At 36.4% G+C, this 26,601-nt stretch carries 28 protein-coding genes; 14 read left to right on the top strand and 14 right to left on the bottom strand.

The genetic code is table 11. The features are described 5' to 3' along the window. Nucleotides 1-49 precede the first annotated feature (49 nt). The gene (locus NKR74_RS01125) at nt 50-190 is read right to left on the bottom strand and encodes a hypothetical protein (protein WP_253631210.1); all 141 of its coding nucleotides are present in this window, start codon (nt 188-190) and stop codon (nt 50-52) included. Nucleotides 191-396: 206 nt separating this feature from the next. On the opposite strand from NKR74_RS01125, the gene NKR74_RS01120 reads away from it, so the two are divergent. Then, complete coding sequence (locus NKR74_RS01120; protein ID WP_309247645.1) at nt 397-636, top strand: YciI family protein; 240 nt, start codon at nt 397-399, stop codon at nt 634-636. Between the two features lie 34 nt (nt 637-670). Then, on the top strand, nt 671-1,438 hold the full coding sequence (locus NKR74_RS01115) for a DUF4931 domain-containing protein (RefSeq protein ID WP_253628390.1): 768 nt from the start codon (nt 671-673) through the stop codon (nt 1,436-1,438). Between the two features lie 18 nt (nt 1,439-1,456). Here the strand turns inward: NKR74_RS01115 and NKR74_RS01110 are convergent, their stop codons facing one another. The 4 genes from NKR74_RS01110 to NKR74_RS01095 all read right to left on the bottom strand — a co-directional run bounded on the left by NKR74_RS01110 (nt 1,457) and on the right by NKR74_RS01095 (nt 6,056). Continuing rightward, the gene (locus NKR74_RS01110; protein ID WP_098309334.1) at nt 1,457-1,990 is read right to left on the bottom strand and encodes a transglycosylase SLT domain-containing protein; all 534 of its coding nucleotides are present in this window, start codon (nt 1,988-1,990) and stop codon (nt 1,457-1,459) included. Nucleotides 1,991-2,597: 607 nt separating this feature from the next. Continuing rightward, nucleotides 2,598-3,356, bottom strand: a complete 759-nt coding sequence (locus NKR74_RS01105) for a TatD family hydrolase (RefSeq protein WP_253628389.1) — start codon at nt 3,354-3,356, stop codon at nt 2,598-2,600. 713 nt (nt 3,357-4,069) lie between these two features. Further along, nucleotides 4,070-4,678 (bottom strand): lysophospholipid acyltransferase family protein, encoded by a 609-nt coding sequence (locus NKR74_RS01100; RefSeq protein WP_253628388.1) that lies wholly within the window; start codon nt 4,676-4,678, stop codon nt 4,070-4,072. A 448-nt stretch (nt 4,679-5,126) separates the two neighbouring features. Continuing rightward, nucleotides 5,127-6,056, bottom strand: a complete 930-nt coding sequence (locus NKR74_RS01095; RefSeq protein ID WP_253628387.1) for a substrate-binding domain-containing protein — start codon at nt 6,054-6,056, stop codon at nt 5,127-5,129. A 164-nt stretch (nt 6,057-6,220) separates the two neighbouring features. Between NKR74_RS01095 and modA the strand changes: the two genes are divergently transcribed. From modA to NKR74_RS01060, 7 genes are all read left to right on the top strand, one after another. Continuing rightward, the gene (modA, locus tag NKR74_RS01090) at nt 6,221-7,024 is read left to right on the top strand and encodes a molybdate ABC transporter substrate-binding protein (RefSeq protein WP_253628386.1); all 804 of its coding nucleotides are present in this window, start codon (nt 6,221-6,223) and stop codon (nt 7,022-7,024) included. Between the two features lie 5 nt (nt 7,025-7,029). Continuing rightward, a complete protein-coding gene (modB, locus tag NKR74_RS01085) occupies nt 7,030-7,704 on the top strand; it encodes a molybdate ABC transporter permease subunit (protein ID WP_098309301.1) in 675 nt (224 codons plus the stop codon). A gap of 100 nt (nt 7,705-7,804) precedes the next feature. Beyond that, the gene (locus tag NKR74_RS01080; RefSeq protein WP_098309302.1) at nt 7,805-8,293 is read left to right on the top strand and encodes an NUDIX hydrolase; all 489 of its coding nucleotides are present in this window, start codon (nt 7,805-7,807) and stop codon (nt 8,291-8,293) included. Between the two features lie 440 nt (nt 8,294-8,733). Beyond that, complete coding sequence (locus NKR74_RS01075; RefSeq protein ID WP_098309303.1) at nt 8,734-9,585, top strand: GRP family sugar transporter; 852 nt, start codon at nt 8,734-8,736, stop codon at nt 9,583-9,585. Nucleotides 9,586-9,720: 135 nt separating this feature from the next. Further along, nucleotides 9,721-10,524, top strand: coding sequence for a pyrroline-5-carboxylate reductase (gene proC, locus NKR74_RS01070; RefSeq protein ID WP_098309304.1), 804 nt, complete (start codon nt 9,721-9,723; stop codon nt 10,522-10,524). 1 nt (nt 10,525) lies between these two features. Then, entirely contained in the window at nt 10,526-11,359 is an 834-nt protein-coding gene (locus NKR74_RS01065) for an aldo/keto reductase (RefSeq protein ID WP_098309305.1), read from the top strand. A gap of 343 nt (nt 11,360-11,702) precedes the next feature. Beyond that, complete coding sequence (locus NKR74_RS01060) at nt 11,703-12,161, top strand: YusW family protein (protein WP_253628385.1); 459 nt, start codon at nt 11,703-11,705, stop codon at nt 12,159-12,161. A 376-nt stretch (nt 12,162-12,537) separates the two neighbouring features. Here NKR74_RS01060 and NKR74_RS01055 read toward each other — a convergent pair whose 3' ends face one another. The 3 genes from NKR74_RS01055 to NKR74_RS01045 form a co-directional block, all read right to left on the bottom strand. Next, nucleotides 12,538-12,762, bottom strand: a complete 225-nt coding sequence (locus NKR74_RS01055; RefSeq protein ID WP_098309307.1) for a hypothetical protein — start codon at nt 12,760-12,762, stop codon at nt 12,538-12,540. 1 nt (nt 12,763) lies between these two features. Next, entirely contained in the window at nt 12,764-13,087 is a 324-nt protein-coding gene (locus tag NKR74_RS01050; RefSeq protein WP_098309308.1) for a YbjQ family protein, read from the bottom strand. Nucleotides 13,088-13,284: 197 nt separating this feature from the next. Continuing rightward, nucleotides 13,285-13,818 (bottom strand): hypothetical protein, encoded by a 534-nt coding sequence (locus NKR74_RS01045; RefSeq protein ID WP_253628384.1) that lies wholly within the window; start codon nt 13,816-13,818, stop codon nt 13,285-13,287. Nucleotides 13,819-14,125: 307 nt separating this feature from the next. Between NKR74_RS01045 and NKR74_RS01040 the strand changes: the two genes are divergently transcribed. Next, nucleotides 14,126-15,133, top strand: a complete 1,008-nt coding sequence (locus tag NKR74_RS01040) for an alpha/beta hydrolase (protein ID WP_253628383.1) — start codon at nt 14,126-14,128, stop codon at nt 15,131-15,133. Nucleotides 15,134-15,434: 301 nt separating this feature from the next. Here NKR74_RS01040 and dctP read toward each other — a convergent pair whose 3' ends face one another. The 3 genes from dctP to NKR74_RS01025 all read right to left on the bottom strand — a co-directional run bounded on the left by dctP (nt 15,435) and on the right by NKR74_RS01025 (nt 19,124). Beyond that, nucleotides 15,435-16,712 carry a C4-dicarboxylate transporter DctP gene (dctP, locus tag NKR74_RS01035; protein WP_098309311.1) on the bottom strand — a complete coding sequence of 426 codons (1,278 nt, stop codon included), beginning with the start codon at nt 16,710-16,712 and terminating at the stop codon, nt 15,435-15,437. Between the two features lie 122 nt (nt 16,713-16,834). Further along, nucleotides 16,835-17,533, bottom strand: coding sequence for a response regulator (locus NKR74_RS01030; RefSeq protein WP_098309312.1), 699 nt, complete (start codon nt 17,531-17,533; stop codon nt 16,835-16,837). After that, nucleotides 17,523-19,124 carry an ATP-binding protein gene (locus tag NKR74_RS01025; RefSeq protein ID WP_253628382.1) on the bottom strand — a complete coding sequence of 534 codons (1,602 nt, stop codon included), beginning with the start codon at nt 19,122-19,124 and terminating at the stop codon, nt 17,523-17,525. The genes NKR74_RS01030 and NKR74_RS01025 overlap by 11 nt, the downstream gene beginning before the upstream one ends. 88 nt (nt 19,125-19,212) lie before the next feature. On the opposite strand from NKR74_RS01025, the gene NKR74_RS01020 reads away from it, so the two are divergent. The 4 genes from NKR74_RS01020 to mug all read left to right on the top strand — a co-directional run bounded on the left by NKR74_RS01020 (nt 19,213) and on the right by mug (nt 23,230). Continuing rightward, nucleotides 19,213-20,283, top strand: a complete 1,071-nt coding sequence (locus NKR74_RS01020) for a TRAP transporter substrate-binding protein (RefSeq protein WP_253628381.1) — start codon at nt 19,213-19,215, stop codon at nt 20,281-20,283. 376 nt (nt 20,284-20,659) lie between these two features. Then, nucleotides 20,660-20,809 (top strand): six-cysteine ranthipeptide SCIFF, encoded by a 150-nt coding sequence (gene scfA, locus NKR74_RS01015; protein WP_253628380.1) that lies wholly within the window; start codon nt 20,660-20,662, stop codon nt 20,807-20,809. 103 nt (nt 20,810-20,912) lie between these two features. Beyond that, entirely contained in the window at nt 20,913-22,319 is a 1,407-nt protein-coding gene (gene scfB / locus NKR74_RS01010) for a thioether cross-link-forming SCIFF peptide maturase (RefSeq protein ID WP_253628379.1), read from the top strand. Between the two features lie 404 nt (nt 22,320-22,723). Next, nucleotides 22,724-23,230: a G/U mismatch-specific DNA glycosylase gene (gene mug, locus NKR74_RS01005; protein ID WP_253628378.1), complete on the top strand. Its 507-nt coding sequence runs from the start codon at nt 22,724-22,726 to the stop codon at nt 23,228-23,230. Between the two features lie 46 nt (nt 23,231-23,276). Here mug and NKR74_RS01000 read toward each other — a convergent pair whose 3' ends face one another. The 3 genes from NKR74_RS01000 to NKR74_RS00990 form a co-directional block, all read right to left on the bottom strand. Next, nucleotides 23,277-24,128, bottom strand: coding sequence for a putative protein N(5)-glutamine methyltransferase (locus NKR74_RS01000; RefSeq protein ID WP_253628377.1), 852 nt, complete (start codon nt 24,126-24,128; stop codon nt 23,277-23,279). A gap of 291 nt (nt 24,129-24,419) precedes the next feature. Continuing rightward, entirely contained in the window at nt 24,420-24,800 is a 381-nt protein-coding gene (locus tag NKR74_RS00995) for a VOC family protein (RefSeq protein WP_098309319.1), read from the bottom strand. Nucleotides 24,801-25,270: 470 nt separating this feature from the next. Beyond that, entirely contained in the window at nt 25,271-26,455 is a 1,185-nt protein-coding gene (locus NKR74_RS00990) for an FAD-dependent monooxygenase (RefSeq protein ID WP_253628376.1), read from the bottom strand. Nucleotides 26,456-26,601 lie beyond the last annotated feature (146 nt).

The raw sequence follows: 26,601 nt of genomic DNA, 5'->3' as shown, positions 1-26,601 counted from the left end.
AAATTAGGCAGGGTATCTCGTCTTTGTTTTGCTCTACCGCAAATTGCTGTTATACAATTTTTTTATAATATGCGTGCTTCTCCATCAGTTCCTCATGCGTACCTTCACCTGTAATATGCCCATCCTCTACTACAAGAATTTGATCTGCTTGTAGTATTGTCGATAAGCGATATGCGATGACAAACATCATTTTATTGGAAACGATACACTTCTTTCTTCTTTCATATGATAACTCTATTTTCTAATTTTTCCCTAATCCCACTATAAAGGATTTAAAATGACTTTTCACGAATATGTACTAGTTGGAATATGGCAAATAGGGGGAGAAATATGTTTTTAACAATGGTAAATTATATCCAACCACTTGAGGTTGTAAAACATTATCTGTAGGAGCATATTCAATTTTTAGATAAATACTACGACCTAAACAAGTTTATATTTTCAGGGCGCCGTAACCCTCGCGTTGGTGGAATCATTTTAATGAATGCTGTATCTGAACAAGAGATAGAAACAATTATTGCAGAAGATCCTTTTTATATTCATAACATTGCTCGTTATGAAATTATTGAATTTACACCAACAAAATACACAGACCCTTTTCAAATATTCATTAACGATACGCCAAATATAGGATAATTTTTCATATACATACGGTTACAGGGGGAGAAAAATGGAGACACAACAACAGCTATTCTTTTTAAATCAGATTGGACAACAAAAACCAAACAGCATGCAAAATAAAGAAACAGCCTGCCCATTTTGCGATCAAACACAACTAAGCAATATTTTAGAAACGGATGAAACAATTATTTGGCTAAAAAATAAATATCCGACATTACAAAATACATTACAAACAGTCATTATCGAAACTGATAATTGTCACGATCATATTGCCACCTATACACAAAAGCATATGCGAAAGCTTATCCGATTTTCAGTTAAGCACTGGTTATCGTTAGAAGAAAGCGAAAAATTCCAATCTGTCATTTTATATAAAAACCATGGACCGCTATCAGGAGGAACAATCCACCATGCACATATGCAAATTATTGGTATGGAACATGTCGACTATCGACAAAATGTAAGAACCGAACATTTCAAAGGAATCATTGTAAACAAAGAACACGGAATCGAGTTGAATATTTCTACTCATCCAATTATCGGTTTTACAGAGTTTAACATTATAATAGAAAATACGAATCTAATTGATATGATGGCAGATTATATTCAAAAAACGGTACGCTACGTATTACACGATTTTCATAAACGGTGTAATAGTTATAACATGTTCTTTTATAGCTTAGATGGAAAAATTATATGTAAAATTGTTCCCCGATTTGTCGTTTCACCACTATACGTTGGATATAACATCCCTCAAGTTTCTACACAATTACAGGGAGTAAAAGAACAGTTAAGGACATATTTCATAGAAAAATAGAGTAGGTCATCATACAACCTACTCTTTCATAACACCTTTATTTTTATAATACGCATTCTCTAACCCGATATTGTAATTCATATTTTTATCCGTCCACTCCGTTCCAAGATTACCAGGCCAGCCGGATGTGTTTGCTATATATTTTAGTAACTCAAATTCTGTTAAACCTTTCTCTACACCTCTTTTATACCCTTTTGCCAAATGAGGCATAGCAATTTGAGCATTTATTCGCGGATCTTTTAATTGCTCATCTGTTACATTCTCAGGAGCAATTCCACCACCCCGATGCAATTGAAATAGCCCAAATGATGTTCCATGGTCTCCAACGGCTCTTGGATTTAGACGACTCTCATGCTCGGCAATTGTAAGAGGTATCCATTCTGGAAGATTATATTTCTCAGCCTCTTCGCTAATAATTTGTTTCATCTGTTTTGCTTCTTCTGAATCAACATAACTTGTTGAATTTATAACTCTGTCCATTCCTTCTGATTCGCCCCGAAAAAACGTATATATTCCCACTACAATTAAGAACCCTACAAAGAACTTCTTCACGTATCTTACCTCTTCTTTCGCTGAAATTTGTCGCCTTTCAGCCTTACACATATACAATTGCTTCATTTCTATCATACCAAGAATATTCTACACCACCATCCTTCTTAAGTCTGATTTTGTGATGCAAAAGATATTAAACATACATGAAAATGTAACATTTCTCTATCAATCATTGGAACTAACTTAAATCACATACCATTTATAGAATTACATTCACTATTATTTCACTCAATATAAATAGAATAGGAGAAGTCAAAATGAACGATATCGAGATTACTTCTGATAAAGTAAAACTTCCCTCAGTGGGGGCTTCATCCCCCACTGAGGGTTAGTTGAACCAATCGGGCTTTTACGGGCAGCTATCCCCCACCTATCTTCTTCGATTCTCTCTAAATCTTGAGGTGGGGTCTTACTGCCCGTTAATGCGGAACCAACATGGTCTTCATGTGAATAAGCCATTTACCGAAAATCATTTTGTAGATTTATTGAAAAAATACGGATTTTTTATCATTATCGGATGTATAGCTCTTATCTTCTGGTTATTAATCAGGCGTGACAAAAGATTTAAGTAATAGAAAAGATTCAGGGAAACCCTGAATCTTTTCTATTATATTTTATAAAACTGAACTGTGTTTTTATAAATAGTTTCCGCTGTATCTTCAAGTGATAGTCCTTTTATTTCACTCATACTCTTTAACACTTGTAAAATCATATATGGATGTGTCATTTCATCATTAAATTTCCACGGTCCATCCGTTTCTACCATAAGGTGCGATAACGGATAAAAAGCAGCAATATCCTTGATTTTTTCTTTATATACAATGTCAGGTGTAATAGAAATGTAATACCCATTCCCTATCATTCTCTCCATCGTTTGTTGACTTCCCTTAAACCAATGAAAGTGAGCTCGGCGTATTTGATAAGATTCAAGTAAATCACAAACAACTTCTGCGTCATCATATACAGCGTGCAGTACAATTGGCAAATCATGTTTTTGGGCCAAGTATACGAATCTTTCTAGTATTTCAATATATGGTTTCAACCACAACTTGGGATTCTCTTGCCGTAAATAATAAGGCAAACCAACTTCTCCGATCGCAACAATGTGATGTGCTTCTTTTTCAATCAGTTGATAAATTTTTTCGCATTGTTCAAAATCAATGTCTTGCTCGGGATGAAATCCAAGTGCTGGATATATAGACGGATAATTCTTCGCTAGCTCCAACGTTCGTTGACAAGAATGATAATTCATCGACACAGCAATCATTCCTGCTATTTCCTTCACCTTTTGTATATCTTCAATTAACTGTAATTGCTCTTCTTTTTTATATTGATCCAAATGTATATGACTATCAATCCATCTCACTTCTATCACCTCTTTCTTTCATTGTAATATGACTTTCTAAAATGTATATAAAATAAAAAAAAACAAGAAGGCTCTCCTTCTTGTTCGTCTATTTATTAAACAATTAAATTTGTAATCACGTCAAAAATCCCAATACATACAATCGCAACACCAAAGTAGCTAAAACATTCTACGAATGGAAATTTAGCCATTTCTTCTTTTTGCATCCCACTTGTCTCCCTTCTATAATCTCCCTAACTTCTATGTCTATTTGTATTATGAGTGAAATATGACAAAAGTGCCATCGAATTCGCTTACTTTAATCTTACATTTTTGTAAGGTTTAAAAAAATAGCCACATCTCTTTTAAGATGTGGCTTACAGTTAGTTGGTCGTTAATCCTTTTCATCACATTATTACTTTAGGCAGAAAGATATATTTCGTTCTTTCTACTTTTATTATAGGTGATACTATTCATTACAACTATCGAGTTACATTACATGTACCTTACAAAAATGTAATCATGCTGTAAGCTAATTCGATAGTTATAACTCCTCATATTTCGTACAATGTAGTCAGAAACAAGGCAGCACCCAATCAAACTGTTTCTACTACATTGGACAAGTAATGATACTGCCGCAATGAATCTTATATAATTTTGTGTCCCCCTTTCCCCTTATATAGATAAAATTGAAAAGACGACCTTCTATGCCAGGTCGTCTTTTCCTATTTCCATTATGCTTTTTTATCTTCTTGCAATCTTTCTTTTAACTGTGCAAACGTCTCATTTAATTTTTCTGTCATTAGTTGCATCACTTCTTTACGATCCATCTGCGATGATTGCTCCACTTGAATCGGATCACCAAAAATTAACTGCGCTCTTTTTCCGCGAAACAATTCTTTTAAACTTTTAGGTCCAACATATGCCGCTGGAACTAACGGAACATTAGAACGAAATGCAATTGTAACAGCGCCAGCTTTTAATGAGACAGCTTCTGCTGTTCTCGTTCCGCTCGGAAAAATCCCAACAACTTTTCCTTCTTTTAATAATCTAGATGGAATTTTCAGTGTACTTGGTCCTGGATTTTCACGATCAACCGGGAAGGCATTTACATTCTTAAAAAACCAATTCCCAAATTTACTTTGAAACAATTCTTTTTTCGCCATGTAATAAATTTTCGTTGGTAACATTCCCGTTGCTAACATTACAACATCCATCCAGCTTGTATGCGTACAAGCTACAACATACGCTCCGCCTTGCGGTAATTTTTCTTTTCCATATACCTCTACTTTTCCAAATGTTTTAAATATATATTTCAACAGCCTTGTAATGAATGTATACATTCGATCTGTTCCCTTCTACAATTCAATTTTTATAACTGTATTTATTTTTAATTATAACACTAAGTATTAATAGTTAGTAATAAAAATAAGTGACAAATTTTAAAATATTATTCTTACAAAAGCTATAGTTCTACCGTAAGCTAATTCGTCAGTAACTTCTCCTCATATTACGTTGGACTTATAAGCGGTGCAGCTCTTCCTTCAACAATTGTGTGTACTTGTACATGTTCTATAGGTTCCCCGTTCCCCTTTATATAAAGTGAAACTTCCATCGGTGGGGATTTTTTCATTCCCCACTGATGGTTAGTTGAACCAATCGGACTTTTACGGGCAGTTAGCTCCCACTTATCTTCCTCGCTTCTCTCTCAATCTTGAGGTGGGGGTCTTACTGCCCGCGAATAGCGGGATAAATGAAAAGGGCTGCTTGTCATCATACAAGCAGCTCTTTTCAATTTGTTTCGTACATAATTTTACCTGTTTTACTTATATCATAACCACCGATAGCACACAGTTCATTTTGAAATTCAGGAGACTGTAATACTTCTTTTACTGTTTCAATCAACGCGGTATTTTCTTCTGTTTTTAAAATCACTAAATCATAGCGTTCTTGTATAAGTGGAACAAAATCTATATTCACAATTTGTGCTACCTTTTCTGCTCCTATCCCTACATCGGCTTTTCCATTCGCTACTTGAGAAGCAACACCAATATGGTTTGACTCTTCCCAGTCATACCCAACAATACTCTTTTTGGATACTCCATTTATACGCAATTGTTCATCAACAAGAACACGAATGCCAGATCCTCGTTCCCTATTTACAAATTGAACGGATGCATCACATAAATCCTGCAATGTCTTTATACGTTTCGGATTTCCTTTTTGCACATAAAAACCGGATGTTCTTGATAATAAATTAATAACAATACAAGGTTGTCCAACTAAAATTCGTTTCACAAACGGAATGTTGTATTCTCCTGTATCCCCATCGAACAAATGGAGACTCACAATATCTCCTTTTCCTTGATACATTTGAATTAAACTTGTTAAGCTCCCTTGATATGCCCTTAGTATATTAGGAGCTTTCAAATGATTTTCTAGATGTTTGGTTAACATATCTAGAGACAAATCTTGTCCGCTAATAATACAAGAATCGGATTTGTTTGTTTGATTTATTACCTGTATAGATGATGAATCAGCTTGTATCTTCCCTGTTTTCATCTCTGTAATATATCTCTCTAAATCACTTGCATCAATACGCATTTGCCTACCAACTCGATAAGAGGGCAAATCACCTTTTTTTATCAAATCATACACTGTTAATTTTGATACTTTTAATCGTTTCGCTACTTCTTCCGTTGTGTAGGAATGATGATCCATAAGCCGATTCCTCGCTTTCTGCCTTCATTGTAACAAAAATAACAGTTTTTCTTCTATTTATTTTTACTATTATGAGAAAAATCACAACATATCTAATTATAACTATTTATAATTAGATATAATTAGTTATAATTGGAATGGGATGAAAGAAAGGAGAAATAAAGATGAACAAACGCATATTTCGTTCTATTTGCAGTATTTTATTCGTGCTACTTCTCGTAATAAGTACGGGATGTACAAATACAAATAAACAAGAAAAAACAACTGCTAAAGAAGAAAACGTTGAACTTACTATTTCTGCTGCAGCTAGTCTACAAGACGCACTAAAAGACATTCAAACACAATATGAAAAGAAAGAACCAAATGTAAAGCTGTCATTTAACTTTGGAAGTTCTGGCGCTCTTCAGCAACAAATTGAACAAGGAGCTCCTGCCGATCTATTTTTCTCGGCCGCAGAAGACAAATTCGAAACGCTTGTAAGCAAAGGAATTATTGATCAAAAAGAAGGAAAAAATCTGCTCGGCAATGAGTTAGTATTAATTGTCCCAAAAGATAGTAACATAAAAGATTTTCAATCATTAAAAGAAGATCAAGTAAAGAAAATTGCATTAGGTACACCTGAATCTGTTCCGGCAGGTAAATACGCAAAAGATGCTCTTACTCATTTAAACCTTTGGAACGATCTCCAAAATAAAATAGTATACACAAAAGATGTACGCCAAGTATTAACATACGTAGAAACAGGCAGCGTTGATGCAGGAATTGTTTATAAAACAGATGCACTTATTTCTAAGAAAGTAAACATTGCGAACACAGCACCAACAAATTCACACGAACCAATCCACTATCCACTAGGCATTATAAAAGCAACGAAACATAAAAAAGAAGCAACTGCCTTTTATGAATATTTACAGTCTAAAGACGCTCTAGAGATCTTTAAAAAATATGGTTTTACAGTGCTGCAGTAGTCATTATGGTATTTGATGCATTTTGGTCACCTATCATTCTTTCACTAAAAGTTGCTGCGCTTGCTACTATAATCGTGATGGTGTTCGGAACGATAATTGGACGTGTTTTAGCTCGTTCGTCAAAACGCTATAAAATTTTATTAGAAACATTTTTCCTATTGCCAATGGTACTCCCGCCTACAGTAATTGGATTTTTTCTTATTATCATCTTTGGAAAAAATAGTCCAATTGGTCAGTGGATAGAAACTTTGTTTCAACAATCTATTATGTTCACATCTTGGGCTGCTGTTATCGCTTCAACTGTAGTTGCATTTCCACTTATGTACCAATCAGCAAAAACAGGGTTTATCATTGCTAATGAACAAATTGAAGATGGAGCTAGAGACCTCGGAGCAAATGAAATACAAGTGTTCTTACATGTAACATTACCACTTGCGTTCCCTTCTCTACTTAGCGGAATGATTTTAAGTTTCGTACGTGCTCTAGGAGAATTTGGTGCAACACTTATGTTTGCCGGAAACATTCCCGGTAAAACACAAACGATTCCAACAGCTATTTATATGGCAATTGACGGAAGCAATATGTCACTTGCATGGGCACTTGTTCTCACAACTGTCGGTATGTCACTTATCTTTTTATTGCTCATTCAGCTTATAAACAAAAGAATAGCATCTTCCTAACAGCAGCTTTCGACAAAGCTGCTGTTTTTTGATTATTTCCCGTGAAATGAGATGAAAATACGATTTCCTTGTAGAATTATAGAAGAAAAGGAGAGATTTCATGTTCAATCAAACACTTTGTTTTATAAGAAAAGATGATGAAATATTAATGCTCAATCGACAGAAAGCACCTCTGCAAGGCCTTTGGAATGGCGTTGGCGGTAAGATGACAGAAACTGAAACACCAACCGCATGCATTTTACGCGAGATTGAGGAAGAAACAGGTCTATCCTTAGCAAAGCAAGAAGTTGCATATAGAGGAACATTATCATGGAAAATTGACAATACACACTTCGAGGGATTACACCTTTTTACAGCAAACCTTCCAGCTCATATTCTTTACCACACTCCTAAAAAAGTAGCTGAAGGTATTTTAGACTGGAAACATATTTCTTGGATTTTATCTGAACAAAATCAAGGAGTAAATTCTTTAACGAAGAAATTTTTACCCACGGTTTTACAAGAAGATGGCGTATATGAACATACTTCCGTTTTTCAAAATGATCAGCTCACACAATACGAAAAACAAGCATGTGCACATATAAAATAGCCTCTGATAAAGTAAAACTTCCATCAGTGGGGGGCTTTTTTCATCCCCCACTGATGGTTAGTTGAACCAATCGGGCGCATGCCAGCAGCTATCCCCTACCTATTTTCCTCACTCCTCTCTGAATCTCTCTACCTTTTTATACCTTTATAAAGTATTAAAACTTTTCACATTCATATAAATATACATTCTATTTGAATTTACTTTCTAAATGAGATACTTTCCTGTTATTATATGAAGGTGCGAAAAAGGAATAAATGAAAACGCATAAATTATATTGAAAACGCATTTATATAATAATAGTGCTTTTCTTATTCACAGCACTACTTCATAGATGTGGAGTCATGTTTTAACAATCGGTAATCCTCTACTTCTTAAGTAGGAAATTACCGATTGTTAGAACGGAATACATTTTATTGATATAACAAGAAGGGAGTCTTGTAATGGACATTTTATTAGCACTTCTTCCTGCATTAGCATGGGGAAATATTTTAATAGTAAGTGTAAAAATGGGCGGCGGTGCATATAGCCAAACAGTTGGTATGACTATTGGCGCTCTATTCTTCGCTACAATCATATATGCCTTTACAACACCTGCATTATCTTTAACTATATTAATTGTTGGCTTTGTTTCAGGGTTATTCTGGGCTTTAGGACAAGTTAATCAATTAAAAACAGTAGAAAAAATGGGTGTTTCAACAACTGTTACAATTTCAACAGGTATGCAGCTTGTAGCTACTACTATCTTTGGGGTTATCGCATTTCATGAATGGACAACTACTACTACAATCATTCTGGGAACGATTGCAATCCTTTTAATTGTGATTGGTGTTGTTTTTACTTCTTTAGATGATAAAGAAAATGCACAGCCACCTGGACAACTAAAAAAAGGAATCGTTACTTTAATTACTTCTACTTTTGGTTACCTTGTATATGTAGTCATTATTCGTTGGTACAACGTTGATGGTTGGTCTGCTATTTTACCTCAAGCAGTTGGTATGTTTGTTGGAGCCGTTATACTAACAGCTAAACATAAACCTTTCAATAAATATGCAATTCGTAATATCTTATCTGGTTTATTATGGGGTACAGGTAACTTATTCTTATTCCTTTCTCAACCAAAAGTTGGTGTTGCAACAAGTTTCTCGTTATCCCAAACTGGGATCATTATCTCAACATTTGGTGCAATTATCTTCTTAGGTGAAAAGAAAACAAAACGCCAAATGGTATTTATCGCACTTGGTAGTGCATTAATTATTGGCGGTGCAGTTCTTCTTGGTATGACAAAATCTTAATTATATATCCTAGTTTCGGAAATGATACTTTCTGAGACTAGGATTTTTTTATACACAAGTCTTTTCTTTTTACAATTATCTTTCATCAATGTTATCGTTTTGTTACTACATTTCCTACAGGAAGGATTAAAGGATATGCAAAAAAAACAACGAATTTTATTTATTGGTGCAGGCCGTATGGCTGAAGCAATATTTACTGGTCTACTTAAAACAAGTAAAGAATACATTGAAGAAATTATTGTATCTAATCGAAGCGATACAGAAAAACTCAAGCAATTAGAGCAACGATATGGCGTATCGACCACAAATGATTGGAAACAGTACATCAAAACTGTGGATACCATCGTTTTAGCAATGCCACCAGCTGCACATGAACATTTATTAGCGGAATTATCTCCTCTTCTAACTCATCAGTTTGTAGTGACCGTTGCTGCTGGAATTGGCCCATCTTACTTAGAAGAAAAACTTCCTCAAGGTACACCAGTTGCCTGGATTATGCCAAATACAGCTGCGACGATCGGACAGTCTATCTCCTTATATACAATGGGACATTCCGTAAATGAAGAACAGCAAGAAACGTTACAACTTCTTTTAAAAGGCATTGGTACATCACAACTCTGCACAGAAGAAGAAATTCATCAACTAACTGCTGTTACTGGCAGTGCACCAGCCTTTCTTTACCACTTTGCTGAAGGTCTAATTGAAGCAACAAAAAGTTATGGGATTAATGAAGCAACAGCAAAACATCTTGTCATTCAAATGATTGCTGGTTCTGCTGCTATGCTCGAACAAGAACAAGATCCAGCTATGCTGCGTGAACAAGTGACAACGCCAGGTGGTTCAACTGCAGAAGGTTTAAAAGTTTTATATGAGTATAATTTCTCAAAGGTCATTCACCAAGCAATTGAAGCAACAAATAAAAAAGCGAGGGGGAATTAACATGAAATTAACGAGCTTACAAGATTGCACAACTTTACATAACGGTGTGAAAATGCCATGGTTTGGTTTAGGTGTCTTTAAAGTAGAAGACGGCTCAGAGGTTATTGATTCTGTAAAAGCAGCTATCAAAAACGGATACCGTAGCATTGATACAGCGGCTATATATAAAAATGAAGAAGGTGTTGGACAAGCAATTCAAGAATCCGGTATTCCACGCGAAGAACTATTCATTACATCAAAAGTATGGAATAGCGACCAAGGCTATGAATCTACACTACAAGCGTTCGAAACAAGTCTACAAAAGCTTGGCTTAGAGTACTTAGATTTATACTTAGTACATTGGCCTGTAAAAGGTAAATATAAAGAGACGTGGAAAGCATTAGAAAAGCTTTATAAAGACGGTCGTGTTCGTTCTATTGGTGTTAGTAACTTCCAAGTCCACCATTTACAAGACGTACTAGAAGATGCGGAAATTAGACCAATGATTAACCAAGTAGAATATCACCCACGCTTAACTCAAGAAGAACTGCATACTTTTTGTAAAGAGCATGGCATTCAATTAGAAGCATGGTCACCATTAATGCAAGGTCAGCTTCTTAATCATCCAACTTTACAAGAAATTGCAGCAAAGTATAATAAATCTACTGCCCAAGTAATCCTGCGTTGGGATTTGCAAAATGAGGTTGTTACGATTCCAAAATCCGTAAAGGAGCATCGTATTATTGAAAATGCAGATATCTTTGACTTTGAATTAACTGCTGAAGATATGAAAGCAATTCAATCTCTGAATGAGAATCACCGTGTTGGTCCTGATCCAGATAACTTTAATTTTTAATATATAAGGTCATCAAGCACATGTTTGATACCTTTTCGCTTTGATAAAGTGAAACTTCCATCAGTGGAGGGCTTTTCATCCCCCACTGATGATTAGTTGAACCAATTGGGCTTTTACGGGCAGTTATCCCCCACCTATCTTCTTAGTTCTCTCTGCATCTTGAGGTGGGGATCTTACTGCCCGTTAATGCGGAATAAAACTATCAATAAAAAAGGTATCCCCTCACAGGATACCTTTTTCTTTATGCTTCATCTCCTTATTGTAAAAAATCATTACTTTTTCTTACATAAAAATATAAAAAATGGAAAAACTTTTATTGAAAAATAATAAGGAGGCATACAACATGAGAATCTTATTTTCAATCCTTTTAGCATTCATGCTAGTACCTGCAATGACAGGATGTACAACAACAAAACAGGATACAACTACTAATAAGAAAACGACAGAAGGAACAAAAGATGCAGTAAATCAAGATTTAAAGTTAAGTTTTAATGAATTCAATTTAAAGGCAACTTATCAAGATACAAAGAAAGACTACGAAGCAGAATATAAACAGAAAAAAGCAACTGACAAACCAGAAGCAAAAGTAGACGATAGTAAAACAAATGAAAGGTTGGCTGGAGATGAAGCAATGAATAAATTGGCTCCACTCTTACAACAGCTTAAATTTGATAAGGACACAAAAGACCAAGATGTCGTTGATCAAGTAGTAGATGTATTCCAACTCGATAAAGATTATCAAAAATTCGACTTAAAAGTTGTCTTTACAGATGGAACGAAAAAAGAATATAAAATGCCATAATAAAGTGAAGCTTCCTTCTGGGAACGGTTTTTTCCCAGAAGGTTAGTTGAACCAATCGGTCTCTTACGGGCGGTTACTCCTATATACTCTTCATTTCCCTTAAATCTTAATCTGAGGAGTTACTGCACGTTAATAAGGTAAACAAAAGCAAAGCAGCTCTTTTAGCTTCCGTCTAAAAGAGCTGCTTTTATATAGTGAAAGTTATTTCTATTGATTCCATATAACAATAAAGTGAAACTTCCCTCAGTGAGTGCTTTTTTCACTGAGGGTTAGTTGAACCAATCGGGCTTTTACGGGCAGTTATCCCCCACCTATCTTCCTCGCTTCTCTCTCAATCTTGAGGTGGGGGTCTTACTGCCCGTTAATGCGGGATAAACTAACACTTTTTATGAAACCTTTTTCCGTTCATTTCGTTATAGTATACTTCATATTTCTCTCTCGTAATTGGATCAAAATATATTTCCCCTGTAAACAAATACCCATTTGGTACTTCTGTGCCATGATTATCTTGTAATCTTTTATCTTTTCTTTTAGCAATCATTAAAATAATAAGAAAAATAATCACCTGTACACAGAAATATATGAAAATGCCTTTCCACATACTATTCAACCGTTTCTACAATAACAGCTGTACCATATGCTACAATTTCACTCATATTATGACTAAGACTGCCTGAATCAAAACGAACCATAATAATTGCATTCGCTCCCATCGCTGCAGCATTTTCAATCATACGATCTAACGCATATTTTCTTGCATCCTCAAGCATTTCTGTATACTGTGAAATCTCTCCGCCAAATAAACCTTTGAATGCAGCCATAATATCTTTTCCTAAGCCTCTTGCCCGTACCGTTAATCCAAACACAGTTCCTAACGTCTTTTTTACTTCGTAACCTGGCACACTTTCCGTTGTTACAACAATCATTTCGTTCAACCCCTTTAAAATTTATTATTATTATCAATAATGATAATAATATATGCAAAGAATGTCAAATATTCCTCTATCTTAAAATTTATTTACAAAACAACAAAAAACCCCCACCTATCTTCGATTTCTTAAAATCTTGAGGTGCGGGTTTTATAGTCGTTAAGTGCAAAATATAACTTTGTTTGTAAACAAAGTTATTTCGCTCCCTGCTCTTCTTTTTTAAAACGATCATAATAATTAACTGCTGTAGAAAAATGTACTTCAACATCACGAATTAATGCAGAATTTTCTTCTTTCGCTAATTGCGCTAATTTTTTCATCGCCTGTTCTGTTTCATCTAAAAAACCTACATACAAGGCGTTTTCACTTTCTTTTGATTTTGGAACCCGAATTTCTTTACGCACATTCTCAATATCTGCTAACGTATTTTCTGTTACCTTTTGTACGTCTTCTTTAAACTTCGGAGATTGTAATGTGCTTGCAGATCCTTCTTTAGCTTCTTTCCAAAGCTCCATAGCCTGATTTAATTCGTCATCAATTTTTTTCTCATATTGACTATGTACGGAATTATACACTTTCACATCTTCCGGATTGTCTGCCTTTTGATCTTTTTGATCTATCTGTTCTAAGTTTTCTTTCGTTTCTTTTTTTACTTCTTTATTACTAGTACATCCTGTTAATAGTAATGCACTACTAAGCAGAATCGCACCCCAAGCTTTTTGTTTCATTTCAAACTACTCCTTTTATCCACTGTATTTCTTCCATATATTATATCGACAATGAGTAGAAAATTACACGTTTCTGCTTTCTTTTGTACCTATGACGATATTCTTTTCACAATATTGTCACCTTATCTACATTACTTATACTAAAAACCTACACGACTACTACCTTTAAAAAGAAATTTTGAACATCCTTACACAAAAAGATGATATAGAATATTCAGTCACAAAAGCAGGGTAATCTATTCCTTTTAATTAAAAAATTGTAAAATCATACAATATGCTATTTTATACAATTGGGGGGTATGACATTTTGTTCTTTTCAAAAGCAATAGACTTATATGCCTTATATGGTTTGCATAAGAAACGCAGCAAAGAATTTCAATTTTCTTCTCTTCCTAGTAAAGTTTTAGAAACGAAAGACATCCAAGAGTTTTATAAAACCAATTCAATCAATATTCAATTTAAAATAAAAGATTTTAATAATCAAAATTACGATATCGGTAAATTTGAATATAAAAGCTCAATTCAATCTGGTATTTCATGTAATGATATTGTGACTGGAGAGGCTTTTTTACACCAAAATGATGCCTCACCTAACATTATTTTTGTTCATGGTTGGAGAATGGATTCAAATGAAAGAGTAAAAAAAATATTTCATGATCAAATAATGAATTTGAAATGGAATATGTATTATTTTACGCTACCATATCACTTCGAAAGAAAGCCAGAATGTTCACTATATAGCGGAGAATACATGATTAGCGCCAACATTGAGCGAACAGTCCAATCATCTCAGCAAGCTGTAGCTGATTTAAGAGGATTAATACAATGGATTAAGAAAAACAAACAAGGACCGGTAATTTTAGTCGGTATTAGCCTAGGTGGATTCATTACAAATTTAATGGCTTTAGTTGAATCTCAAATTGATGTACTAGCTTCTATTTTTTATGCCAATCGTCTTTCTTATTCCATTTGGAATACAAAGCCTGGGAAATATATTAAAGCAGACTTACAAGAACACGGAATTACTTATAATGATTTAATACAGTATTGGAGAATTACAGAACCTAACCAAACGGTTCCAGTAATGAATAAAGACAACATCCTGTTAATTTCCGCCAAAAACGATCAGTATGTCCATATCGAAGACACTGATTCCTTATGGCAGTCCTGGGGAAAACCTACACGACATGTATATAATGGCGGACATGCTGGAATTGTCCTTAATCGCAAAAGAATTGCGACGGATACCATTAACTTTATCCAAAAACGGATAGCTGGGGAAAGAAACCATTATGCAATGGATTCAATAAAATGAAACTTCCGCCAGTGGGGGTCTTACTGTCCCAAAATAGCGGGATAAAGTGAAACTTTAATCAGTGGGGGTTTTCTTCATCCTCCACTGATTATTAGTTGAACCAATCGGGCTTTTACGGGCAGTTTATCTCCCACCTAACTTCTTTGCTTTCGCCGAATTTTGAGGTGGGAGTATTACTGCCCACGAATAGCGGGATAAACTAATTTTAAAAAAACTATCCACCTATTATAGTGGATAGTTCCTTTTCCCCTTATATTCTTCATTCCTTTTAAAACAAACGATCATTTCTACTGCTTATGCATTATACAGCTTTCTTCGTCTCTTTCAACACTTTCATACCAGAAACTGCTTCTGCATATTTTGCTTCATCAAATTCGTTTTCACTCTTTGCAACAATCATCGTAGCGATCCCGTTTCCAATTAAGTTTACAATAGCTCTGCCTTCACTCATGAAGCGATCTACTCCAAGAAGTAATGCTAATCCTTCCAAAGGAATAACCTTTAATGCTGATAAAGTAGACGCTAATACAATAAATCCACTTCCTGTCACACCTGCAGCTCCCTTAGACGTTAACATAAGCACTAAAATAATTGTAACTTGCTGCCCAATTGTTAAATCGATACCAAATACTTGTGCTAAAAAGACAACTGACATGGATAAATAAATAGACGTACCATCAAGATTGAAGGAATAACCTGTTGGAATAACGAGACCAACAACGGATTTTGAACATCCATATTGCTCCATCTTATTCATCATTCTTGGCAGTACAGATTCAGAAGAACTTGTTCCTAATACAATTAATATTTCATCCCGAATAAACTTTAAATAATTCCATAAACTAAATCCATATATCTTACAAATAATATTTAAAACAACAAAAACGAATAGGAACATCGTTATATATACTGACATCATTAATTTTCCAAGTGGCACAAGCGAAGCAAGTCCAAAGTAACCGATTGTATATGCCATAGCACCAAATGCCCCGATCGGTGCAGCTTTCATTACATAGCCAATAATGTTAAAGAATACGTGTGAAAGTTTATCTAAGAAATCAATCACTGACTTTCCTTTTTCTCCAAGAGCCGCTAGCCCTATACCAAATAAAATCGAAAAGAATAATACTTGTAAAATATCACCCTTTGCAAACGCATCAACCATATTAGAAGGCACGATATGAGTTACAAAATCAATCCAGTTAATTCCATGTCCTCCGCCTTGTGTATATTTTGATACGTCCCCTTTTGCAAGCTCATTAAAATTAAGGCCTTCACCTGGCTTCATAATATTTACAACAATTAAACCAACAATAAGTGCAAATGTCGTCACCACTTCAAAATAAATAAGAGCTTTTCCACCAACCTTACCAACCTTTTTCATATCTCCCATTTTGGCAATACCAAGTACAATTGTTAAGAAAATAATCGGTGCAATTACCATTTTTACAGCATTGATAAATGTATCGCCTAATGGCTTCATTTGTTTACCGACACTTGGCCAAAGTAATCCAACTAACACACCAAGCACAATAGCCGTTAATACTTGAAAAGTTAAATTTTTAAAGAGTCGTTTCACCTTTCTTCTCCCTCCTCTAATTTTATAAGCTTTTCTACCCCTTTGTTCCTAACATAATGATAGCGTTTACATTAAAAAGAGAGAAGTTTATGGTCATAACGAATATTTTGTTCATTTTGGTCTTAGTTTTTCATTTCATGAAACACATAACGATTAATTGGTCTTCCGACTCCACCATATTGAACTGCCAAATGAATTACGCCGCTTTTTTCTAAATAATCTAAGTAACGCCGGGCCGTAACTCTAGCTATCCCAATTGCACGTGCCACTTCTTCGGCAGAACGAGGTTCTTCTTGCTTTTTTACATACGTTACAATTTCATTTAATGTAAATTCGTTCAAGCCTTTTGGCAAATTGCTCACAGTTTTCTCAGAACGCCCAGAATATAGTAATAAATCTAGTTGCTCCTGCGAAATAACCCCAGAATCTCTCAAACTCGTTCTATATTGGCGGTACTTCTCTAACGCTTGCTGAATACGATACAGCTTAAAAGGCTTAATGATATAGTCTAGAGCTCCATTTTGAAGCATGAGTTTAATTGTTTCCCTATCTTTAGCAGCAGAAACAACAATTACATCCGTTTCTAATTCTTGCTTTCGAAATTCCTGCAGTACTTTAATACCATCCTTTTTAGGCATAAAGATATCCAAAATAACAAGATCTGGATTCATTTTTTTGACAAAACGAATCCCCTCCTCACCATCGCTTGCAACAGCTATTACTTGAAACCCTTCTACACTTCTTATAAATTCTTTATTCACTTCCTGAACCATTGGATCATCTTCTATCAACACTACTTTAAATTCCTCTTTACATGCCATACAATTCCGCCTCCATCTCCATTGGAAAAGTAATGATAAAAGAAGTTCCTTCATCTTGAAAAGATGAAATTCTAATTTCTCCTCTTCCCTTTTCAACAATTTGTTTTACTAGAAAAAGACCATAACCTGTCCCGCTACGCTTATTCACAGTAAACCCTTTCTCATATACCCTTGGTAAATGCTCTTCTTTTATTCCGCAGCCATTATCTTCAATTAATATCGCACATACGTCCTCTGACTGCTCAATACTAATATCAATTCTTTTATTCGCGGCCTCAATTTGTTCAAATGATCCGAATGCATTTTCTATTAAATTTCCTAATAATACAACGAAATCGTGTTGATCTAATTGGTATGGAAAAGCCTCCAAATAACTATTTTGATCAATAACCACTTGAATTCCAAGCTCTTTTCCTCTACTAACTTTACTTAAAAGCAGACCTGCAACGGCATCATTTTTAATTGTCTCATTTAAAAAATTTGTTACATTTTCCTGTTCTTCTGAAGTGTTATATGCAAGTTGTAATGCCTTATCAGCTTTACCGAGCTGAATTAAACCCGCTATTGTATGAAGCTTATTCATATGCTCATGACTTTGCACACGCAATGCCTCTACAAAGTTCTTCACTCCAGTTAATTCTTCCGCAAGCTTTGTTACTTCGGTACGATCTTGGAAAATTGCCACAGCTCCAATTAATTCCTTCCCCTTCTTAATAGGGATACGATTACTTAAAATAACCTGTCCGCTGACTTTTATCTCTTCATTGTATACTGCCTGATTTTTCTCCACGATTTCTGGAAGCCTTGTATCCTGTAATACTTTACGAATAGGCTTTCCTACAACATCTCCATCTACATGAAAAACTTGCTTTGCTTTCTCGTTGAAAACCGTAATAATTTCTTGATTATCAATCGCAATCACACCCTCATTCATGGAATGGAAGGTTGCTGTCCTTTCTTCAAGTATCCGTTTAATTTCATATGGCTCTAACTGAAACATTTGTTTTTTTATATGATTAGCGAGCATTAATGAACCTATCAATCCAAATATTAAAGTTAATATGACTATAAAAAGAATTTCTCCTCGTAATTCAACCATAATCCCCCAAAAGCTTGGTATTTTGTTTCCCACAACGACAACACCGATTTGGTTTAAGTCTTGATCTTTAATAGGCATAAACGCACGAATTACAGTACCTATTTCTCCCTTTGCTTTTGAAAAATAAATATGTTCTGCAAATGCAGGTTCTTCATCTGCTCCTTTTGAAGGTTTCCCGATCATTTCTTTCACAGGATGCGAATATCGAACTCGTTCCATATTCATAACTACAATATAATCTGTTTCATTAATTACTCTAATCTTTTCAATAACAGGATTTAATGTAACCCATCCATTTGCTTCTTGAAGAGCCCTCTTTACATCTGACATTTCTGCTACCGTTCGCGCTGTATTCATAGATCTAATTCTTAATTCTTTCTCTTCTTTTTGTTGAATATTTGCGATTATAACCCCTCCACTAATCATGAGCGAAAATATAACTACTGCATAAGAAAGAATCGTAATTTTCCAACGGATTGGTAATTTCCTCACTTCTGGCCCTCCTTTCCTCAAAAAGCATCTTTACGAATAGAAATCTTCTCGATATGCTTACAATAACAACCTCAAAAGGAGAACTAAGATGAAAAAAGCAGCTACTTTTCTACTCCTTTTCATCACTTTAATTGCAAGCGCTTTATTTATTAAATATCAGGGTTATTTTTCTCAAAATACACTCTCATACGATGATGAACAAGAAGGACTAGAAGACCAAATCGTCTTTAAATTTAGCCATGTTGTAGCCGAAAACACACCAAAAGGACGTGCTGCCAACAAATTTGCTGAACTCGTTGATGAAAAATCAAATGGTAAAATAAAAATAGAAGTCTTCCCTAATGGAAGCTTATATTCTGATATAGAAGAATTTCGTGCTTTAAAATCTGGGCAAGTACAAATTATTGCTCCCTCTACATCAAAACTTGGAGCGTTCTCCCCTGAATGGGGCGTACTTGATTTACCATTTGCTTTTTCAAGTTATGAAGCCTTACAAGAAGGCTTAAACGGAAAAATTGGGGAACAATTACTTCAATCCTTACAAAAAGATGGAATAAAAGGGCTTGCCCACTGGTCCAACGGCTTTAAACAAATCACTTCAAATAAAGGACCCATTTATACACCCGAAGATATAAAGGGACAATCTTTTCGCATCATGCAAAGTAATGTAATCAAGTCCCAATTTGATTTATTAAAAGTTCACACATATCCTGATTCATTTAACTCTACATATCAATTAATTGAATCAGGAAAAGTTGATGGCGAAGAAAATACCATTTCAAATATCTACTCTAAAAAATTCTATAACGTCCAAAACTATTTGACAATTACTAACCATGGGTATTTAGGATATGTTGTCATGATGGATCAAAAAACCTGGGACAAACAAACGAAAAAAACAAAGCAAATACTAATGGAAGCAATGGAAGAAACGACTGCTTGGAATAATCAACAATCCATTCAAATGAACAAAGAACAACTTGAACTCATGAAACAAAACTCATCAATTCAAATTCATGAATTAAACGACGAACAACGAAAAGAATGGGAAAAGACACTATCACCTATATACGACCAACTTGCTCCTACGATTGGGGAGAATTTGATGGAGGAGTTGAAGGAATTACAGCGGAAGTATGAAACACATGTTCCGCAATAGCAAAACTCATAAATATTCAAGGATAGATACCTAAAAAAATTCGTCCTTTCTTAAGAAAGGACGAATTTACTATTATAACAGGGAATCCCAAATCATAATTACATGCGAACGTTTCGCACTCTCGAAACTCTTCAAATCGTGATGAAGAAAAAGTAGAAACGAAATCAAGTGGATTTTCCGCAGTATCAAGACATCAGGAATGATTGACGTGAACCCGCGGTGTTGTTAAAATTATTGTTGGAATTAATGTGAAAGGATTCACAAATCTTGGTCTTTATTGTGAAATTATTCACAAATATTACTTCTAAATGTGAAAAGTTTCACAATATTTAACTCTTATTTCTTCAAAAAACATTTTAAAAAGGAGTTGTGCGTTATGAAAAGAATCGTAACACTGAGCACTCATAAACTGAAGGATACCGCAAAACACGGCGGATGCGGTGCATGCCAAACATCTTGCCAATCTGCTTGCAAAACGTCTTGCGGAGTTGCAAATCAGAAGTGTGAAAACACAATGAACAGTTAGGAAATAAGAAATGTACCGCCCAACTGCTTTCCAGATGGGCGGCAATTTTTATCCCGTTAATAGAAGTTTCACTTTATGGACAAAAGGAGTTTGATTATTAAGTATGATTCATCAATATAAATTAAATGGATACAACATCGTGCTGGATACCTATAGTGGATCGGTGCATGTTGTCGATGACCTCGCCTATGAAATCATTGGGCTTTATGAGAATACTCCTGCAGAAGAAATCGTGACAATGATGCTGGAAAAGTACAAATATGATTCCAACATCTCCGAGGGGGACATTCGCGAAACAATCGCGGATGTCGAAGAGCTAAAAAATGATGGACAACTCTTTACTGAGGATGAATTTAAGGACCTCTCAATCGATTTGAGAAATCGTCAAACTTATGTAAAAGCTCTCTGCCTCAATGTCGCGCATACCTGTAACCTATCATGCGAATACTGCTTCGCCAGCCAAGGAAAATATAACGGAAACAGAGCAATCATGAGCTATGAGGTTGGACAAAGAGCCATCGATTACCTATTAGAAAACTCCGGTCATCACCGAAACCTCGACGTCGACTTCTTCGGTGGAGAACCACTCATGGCATGGAAGGTTGTCAAACAGATTGTCGCTTACGCAAGAAGCAAAGAAAAAGAGTACAAAAAGACTTTTCGCTTCACCTTCACTACGAATGGCATGCTGCTGAGCGATGAGATCACCGATTTCTTGAACGAGGAAATGTACAATGTAGTACTAAGTCTTGATGGAAGAAAAGAGGTTCATGATCACCTTCGCAAAACCGTCACCGGAAAAGGAAGCTACGATTATATCGTTCCGAAATTCCAGGAATTCATCGAAAAGCGTGGAGACAAAGAATACTATGTACGTGGAACCTACACTCGCAACAATGTCGACTTCACCAATGATATTTTTCACATTGCAGATCTTGGTTTCGACAAGCTCTCGATGGAACCGGTCATCTGTGATCCACGTGAACCATATGCGCTCACTGATGAGGACCTCCCAGAGATTTATAACCAGTACGAAATTCTCGCCAAAGAAATGCTAAAGCGCGCAGAAGAAGGCAATGGCTTTACCTTCTACCATTACATGCTTGACCTCTCAGAAGGCCCTTGCATTCAAAAAAGAATTTCCGGCTGCGGCTCAGGAACGGAATATCTCGCTGTCACACCATGGGGCGAGCTCTTCCCTTGCCATCAATTCGTTGGAGATGAAGAATACAGTATGGGAAACATCTGGGATGGAATCACAAAACTAGAGACGCAATGCCAATTTAAAGAAAGCAACTGCTACTCGAAGCCGGAATGCCAGGACTGCTGGGCGAAGCTCTACTGCAGTGGCGGTTGCCCTGCCAACGCGCTGCACGCAACCGGCTCTCTCAAGGGAACTTACGATTTCAGTTGTGACATCTTCCGTAAGAGAATCGAATGTTCCATGATGGTTAAAGTGGCCGAATCCATCAGAGCTATGGAACAAAGTGAACGGGCCCTAGTTGAATAAACATAAAGATGCAACAAGAGGCTGAGCATGAATCAGAAAAAAATCTGGTTTATGCTCAGCCTTTTTGAAAATATTTCAATGCCTTTGTTTAAATTTAAGAATTCACATCCGATATATCTATCCTTAGAACAGCTTAAATCTATCTCTAAGAACAAGAATGATAAAAACACTTTTTTAACAGTCCAATATTTTATAGTCTAAAATACTTTGTATGTAATCGAAAATACCATTAAGATAACAGCTAGAAGTATTATGAATTTTGTCCATTTTTGATTCACTTACACTCCCCCCTTACATCTTTCTATAGGAAATTTAATCCAATACACTAAGAAGGAACTGAAAAGATTGTGGTAAAATAAAAAAACTTTATCAGTTTGTATTCCATATAAGGAGGCTGTGTATTCTTGAAACCAGTTAATGATCATATTAAAAAAGGTTTAAAAATTTTGTTTGTCGGCTTTAATCCAAGCATTCGCTCAAGTGAAACAGGACATCACTTCGCCAATCCTAATAATCGTTTTTGGAAAATTCTCCATGAAGCCGGACTAACACCAAGAAAATATGATGCTTCGGAAGACTATAAATTATTGGATTTGGATATGGGTCTTACAAACATAGTAGCAAGACCAACTAAGGCAGCAGATGAGATTACCAAGGAAGAGTATAAAGAAGGAAAAGAAATTCTAAAACAGAAAATTACACAACTAAAGCCCGAAGTAGTCTGTTTTGTTGGGAAAGGCGTTTATCAAGAATATAGCGGGCGAAAGGTAGCACCATGGGGACAACAGCCTGAGTCAGTCATACCTGGAACAATTGATTTTGTTGCCCCCTCCTCAAGCGGATTAGTAAGAATAAGGCTTGAAGAAATTGTGAAGATATATAAGCAGCTGGCTCAATTAGTATGCAAGTAAGACATCGGTAGTTATTTAGTACCGTCGTTTTTTTGCATTGAACTGCTCACGAATAGCGGGATAAATAGGCGGGCCTAGTTCCGATGACAACGGTGGCATCCAGTTCATTAGAACGAGCCATCTGCGGTATCAACCCATTACGAGCGAAGATCTCGACAGTTTGCTTTGCCTGCCGTTCACTAGTCTCAATCAGCAAATGGCCGCCAGGTGCCAGCCACTCTGGCGCCGCAGCCGCCACCCGTCGCTGGACATCAAGCCCGTCCACACCTCCGTCGAGTGCCACACGTGCCTCATGTATGCGAGCCTCCGAGGGGAGTAACTTGATCGCCTCGGTGGGGACGTAGGGTACGTTTGCGACCAGGACGTCGACGCGGCCCCGCAGTGTAGCGGGTAGCGGCTCGTAGAGGTCACCTTCATACACGTGACCACCGGTGGCAGCGACGTTGCGCAAGGCGCACTGCACCGCGGCGGGGTCGATGTCGGAGGCATATAACTCAATCCGTTCCTGCACTGCCGCCAGCGCGGCCCCCAACGCGCCCGAACCGCAGCACAAGTCAACCACGACAGCTCCTTGCCGCGTGAGGGCGGCGGCCTGGCGGACGAGAAACTCTGTGCGGCGGCGAGGTACGAAAACGCCCGGGTCCACCGCTATCCGCAGACCGCAAAACTCCGTCCAGCCGATAACGTGTTCGAGGGGCAAACCAGCTACTCGCCGGTCCACCATGGCGGCGAGATCATCCAGCGTCCTGGCCGTAGAAATGAGTAACCGTGCCTCATCTTCGGCGAAAACACAACCAGCAGCCCGAAGCTTAGTAACGATGGCTGTACAGACGATATCTCCATGAAAACTGCCACAATTGACTTTCTCGAAGTTCAAAGATGCTTTCCTTGAGTCCATAAGTTCCCCCTCATTCCTATCTTCATAATCTGTCCGTTAGCTTACTTAATGAATTAAATTGCAGTTCAGTTTAATCTGTTTTTCCAGTCTACAACTTTATTTTCATCGGACACTTGGAACTGGAATTTTTCTTATTACTCTTTATAAAAAAACACACCAAAGGAGATATCATCATGAGATCCCAAAGGTGTGTTCTTAAGTGACTTTATTTTAGATTAAATAACTTTATTGCCCCTCAACATCAAAATGACTAAAATTCATTTTCATGTTTGTTCCCTATAATTTTGTGAATTACTTTTTTTCCATAACTGCAAAATAATTGTTTTCATTATCAGCAAAGTTAAATACTCTACCAGAAGGCATACTTACAATTTCTCCGACTGTGATTTCTTTATCCGATAAATCTTTATATAACTTATCGAGATTTTCCGTAAAAAACATCAGCGAAGGTGTGCCAAGATTTAATTCAGGCTGCATTTTAGCAATTAATTCTTTATTGTGAAGAATGATACTCGTTCCTGCTTCCTTTGTTGGAGAAATTTCAATCCATCTAAATCCTTGGCCGTTATCTTCTTCAGAAACTACACTAAACCCTACTTTTTCTGTCCAAAATTGCAATGCCTCATCTTGATTATTTACATATAGCATAATTTGACCGACTTTATTAATCATTTACTTTCCCCACTTTCTTCTATTTGTTTTTACTTAATAATTATACAAGAACATACGTTCTAATGCAATTTCAATTAGAATTACTTTCATTGATATATCTTTGCTGTATTCCCTATAGCTATTGAATTACCTAGGTTCAATTATTTTCTCTCCTTAAAATAATGCCCTGTACTTTACCTAATAAATTCAATGTAATTATAGTGAAATCCTTTTGCTGCTAAACTACCCCTTTAGTTAAATAAAAAAGATCCTATAAAACAGGATCTAAGCAAGCTTTAGAACATCGTAACATTTTTTAAAACGTCACGACTTTATGCAAATGTTACTTTAAAATAAAGTTTGTTCAAAATACGTTCTTAAAATATTCTATTGGATCATTTTTGTAATCCTTCCCCCATTAAAATGCTCGATTACGGAAAATCAACAATATTATGAAAGGCGTACTGAAACTCCCTTCCTAAATATCTATATTAATAATCTTTCAGTTCAATTTCATTGGAAGCTTTCACTATCATTTTTGTAATCATCTTGAACATTGCGCTCATAAGGAAGGGGACACGCAACATTAAATTGCGCAGCAAGATTTTGGAGCTTGAGCTTTCGATCATGCCTCCAGCAGCTGTTAGCCCTATTTTTTGATTTTTCTCAACAAAATTTCTCATCTCTTTTTCATAGGCAACAAAGGCACGGTCGTAATTGCCTTGCGCAGCTTTCAGTTCACCAGCTAGTACATAAGCTCCGACAAGTGCGAGGCTAGAGCCTTGACCCGAAAGTGGTGATGGGCCGTACGCCGCATCACCTACCAATGTAATCCTCCCCTTTGACCATGTCGGCATATGAATCTGGCAAATCTCATCAAAGTAAAAATCTGTCGCTTCTTTCATAGTTTTGAGTAGATGCGGAGCTTCCCAACCCGTATCACCTTGGAAAGCATTGTCTACAAGTTTCTTTTGGACTTCCACATCATAGCGATCGTACTTCAGTGCCTCTGATTTGAACACGAACATACCCTTTGCTTCAGTATTATCACAGGCACTATACATACCTACAGTTTTGCCTGGCATCGTATAAAGCAGCTGGCGGTGGTCGAGGTTAAGGTAATTCTCGAGGGTAAAAATCGAGATATAACAGCCCAAAGTACGTTTAAATTGTTCTTTGTCACCAAAAATTAAGGTGCGCACATTGGAATGGAGCCCGTCCGCACCGATGACCAGATCGAATGTCTGCGGCTTGCCACGAATAAATTGGACTTCTGCACCTGCTTCAGTCTCATGTATAGCGGTAATCGAGTCGTCCCAAATATATTCGACCGTATCCTTGGTCAGATCGTACAAAATATTACTAAGGTCCTCGCGCATGATTTCGATATCCAGCCCCTGCTGGTTTCCCATACTCGCTTCGCTTATTTTACCTTCGATTTTGCCTTTGCTATTCACGAAGTAAACACCGGTCATGTGCGTGTCAGCTGCACGAACTTGATTGAGTATCCCCATCCGCTTAAGCACCGTAATGGCTACACCACGAATATCAACACCATATCCACCTGGGCGCAATGCAGGCGCACGTTCTACTACAGTCACGTCGAAGCCGTAGCGGTGAAGCCAGTAAGCTAGTGCCGGCCCAGCAATGCTCGCACCGGAAATAAGGACGCGCATCGTTTGTTCACTCCTATCCTAATTAAAGTCATACAACATATCCACAGTATATTCACGGCCTATTTTATTTATGTAACGCAGTAAAATAATAGAAATCTAATTATTTAACAAAACGACGGAATATGAAATTTTGAATAAACTATGCA

This window comes from Bacillus sp. 3103sda1 (genome assembly GCF_024159135.1).
GTDB classification, from domain to species: domain Bacteria; phylum Bacillota; class Bacilli; order Bacillales; family Bacillaceae_G; genus Bacillus_A; species Bacillus_A rhizoplanae.
The sequence above is the reverse complement of the archived record's forward strand: the minus strand, read 5'-3'. Positions and strand labels throughout refer to the sequence as shown.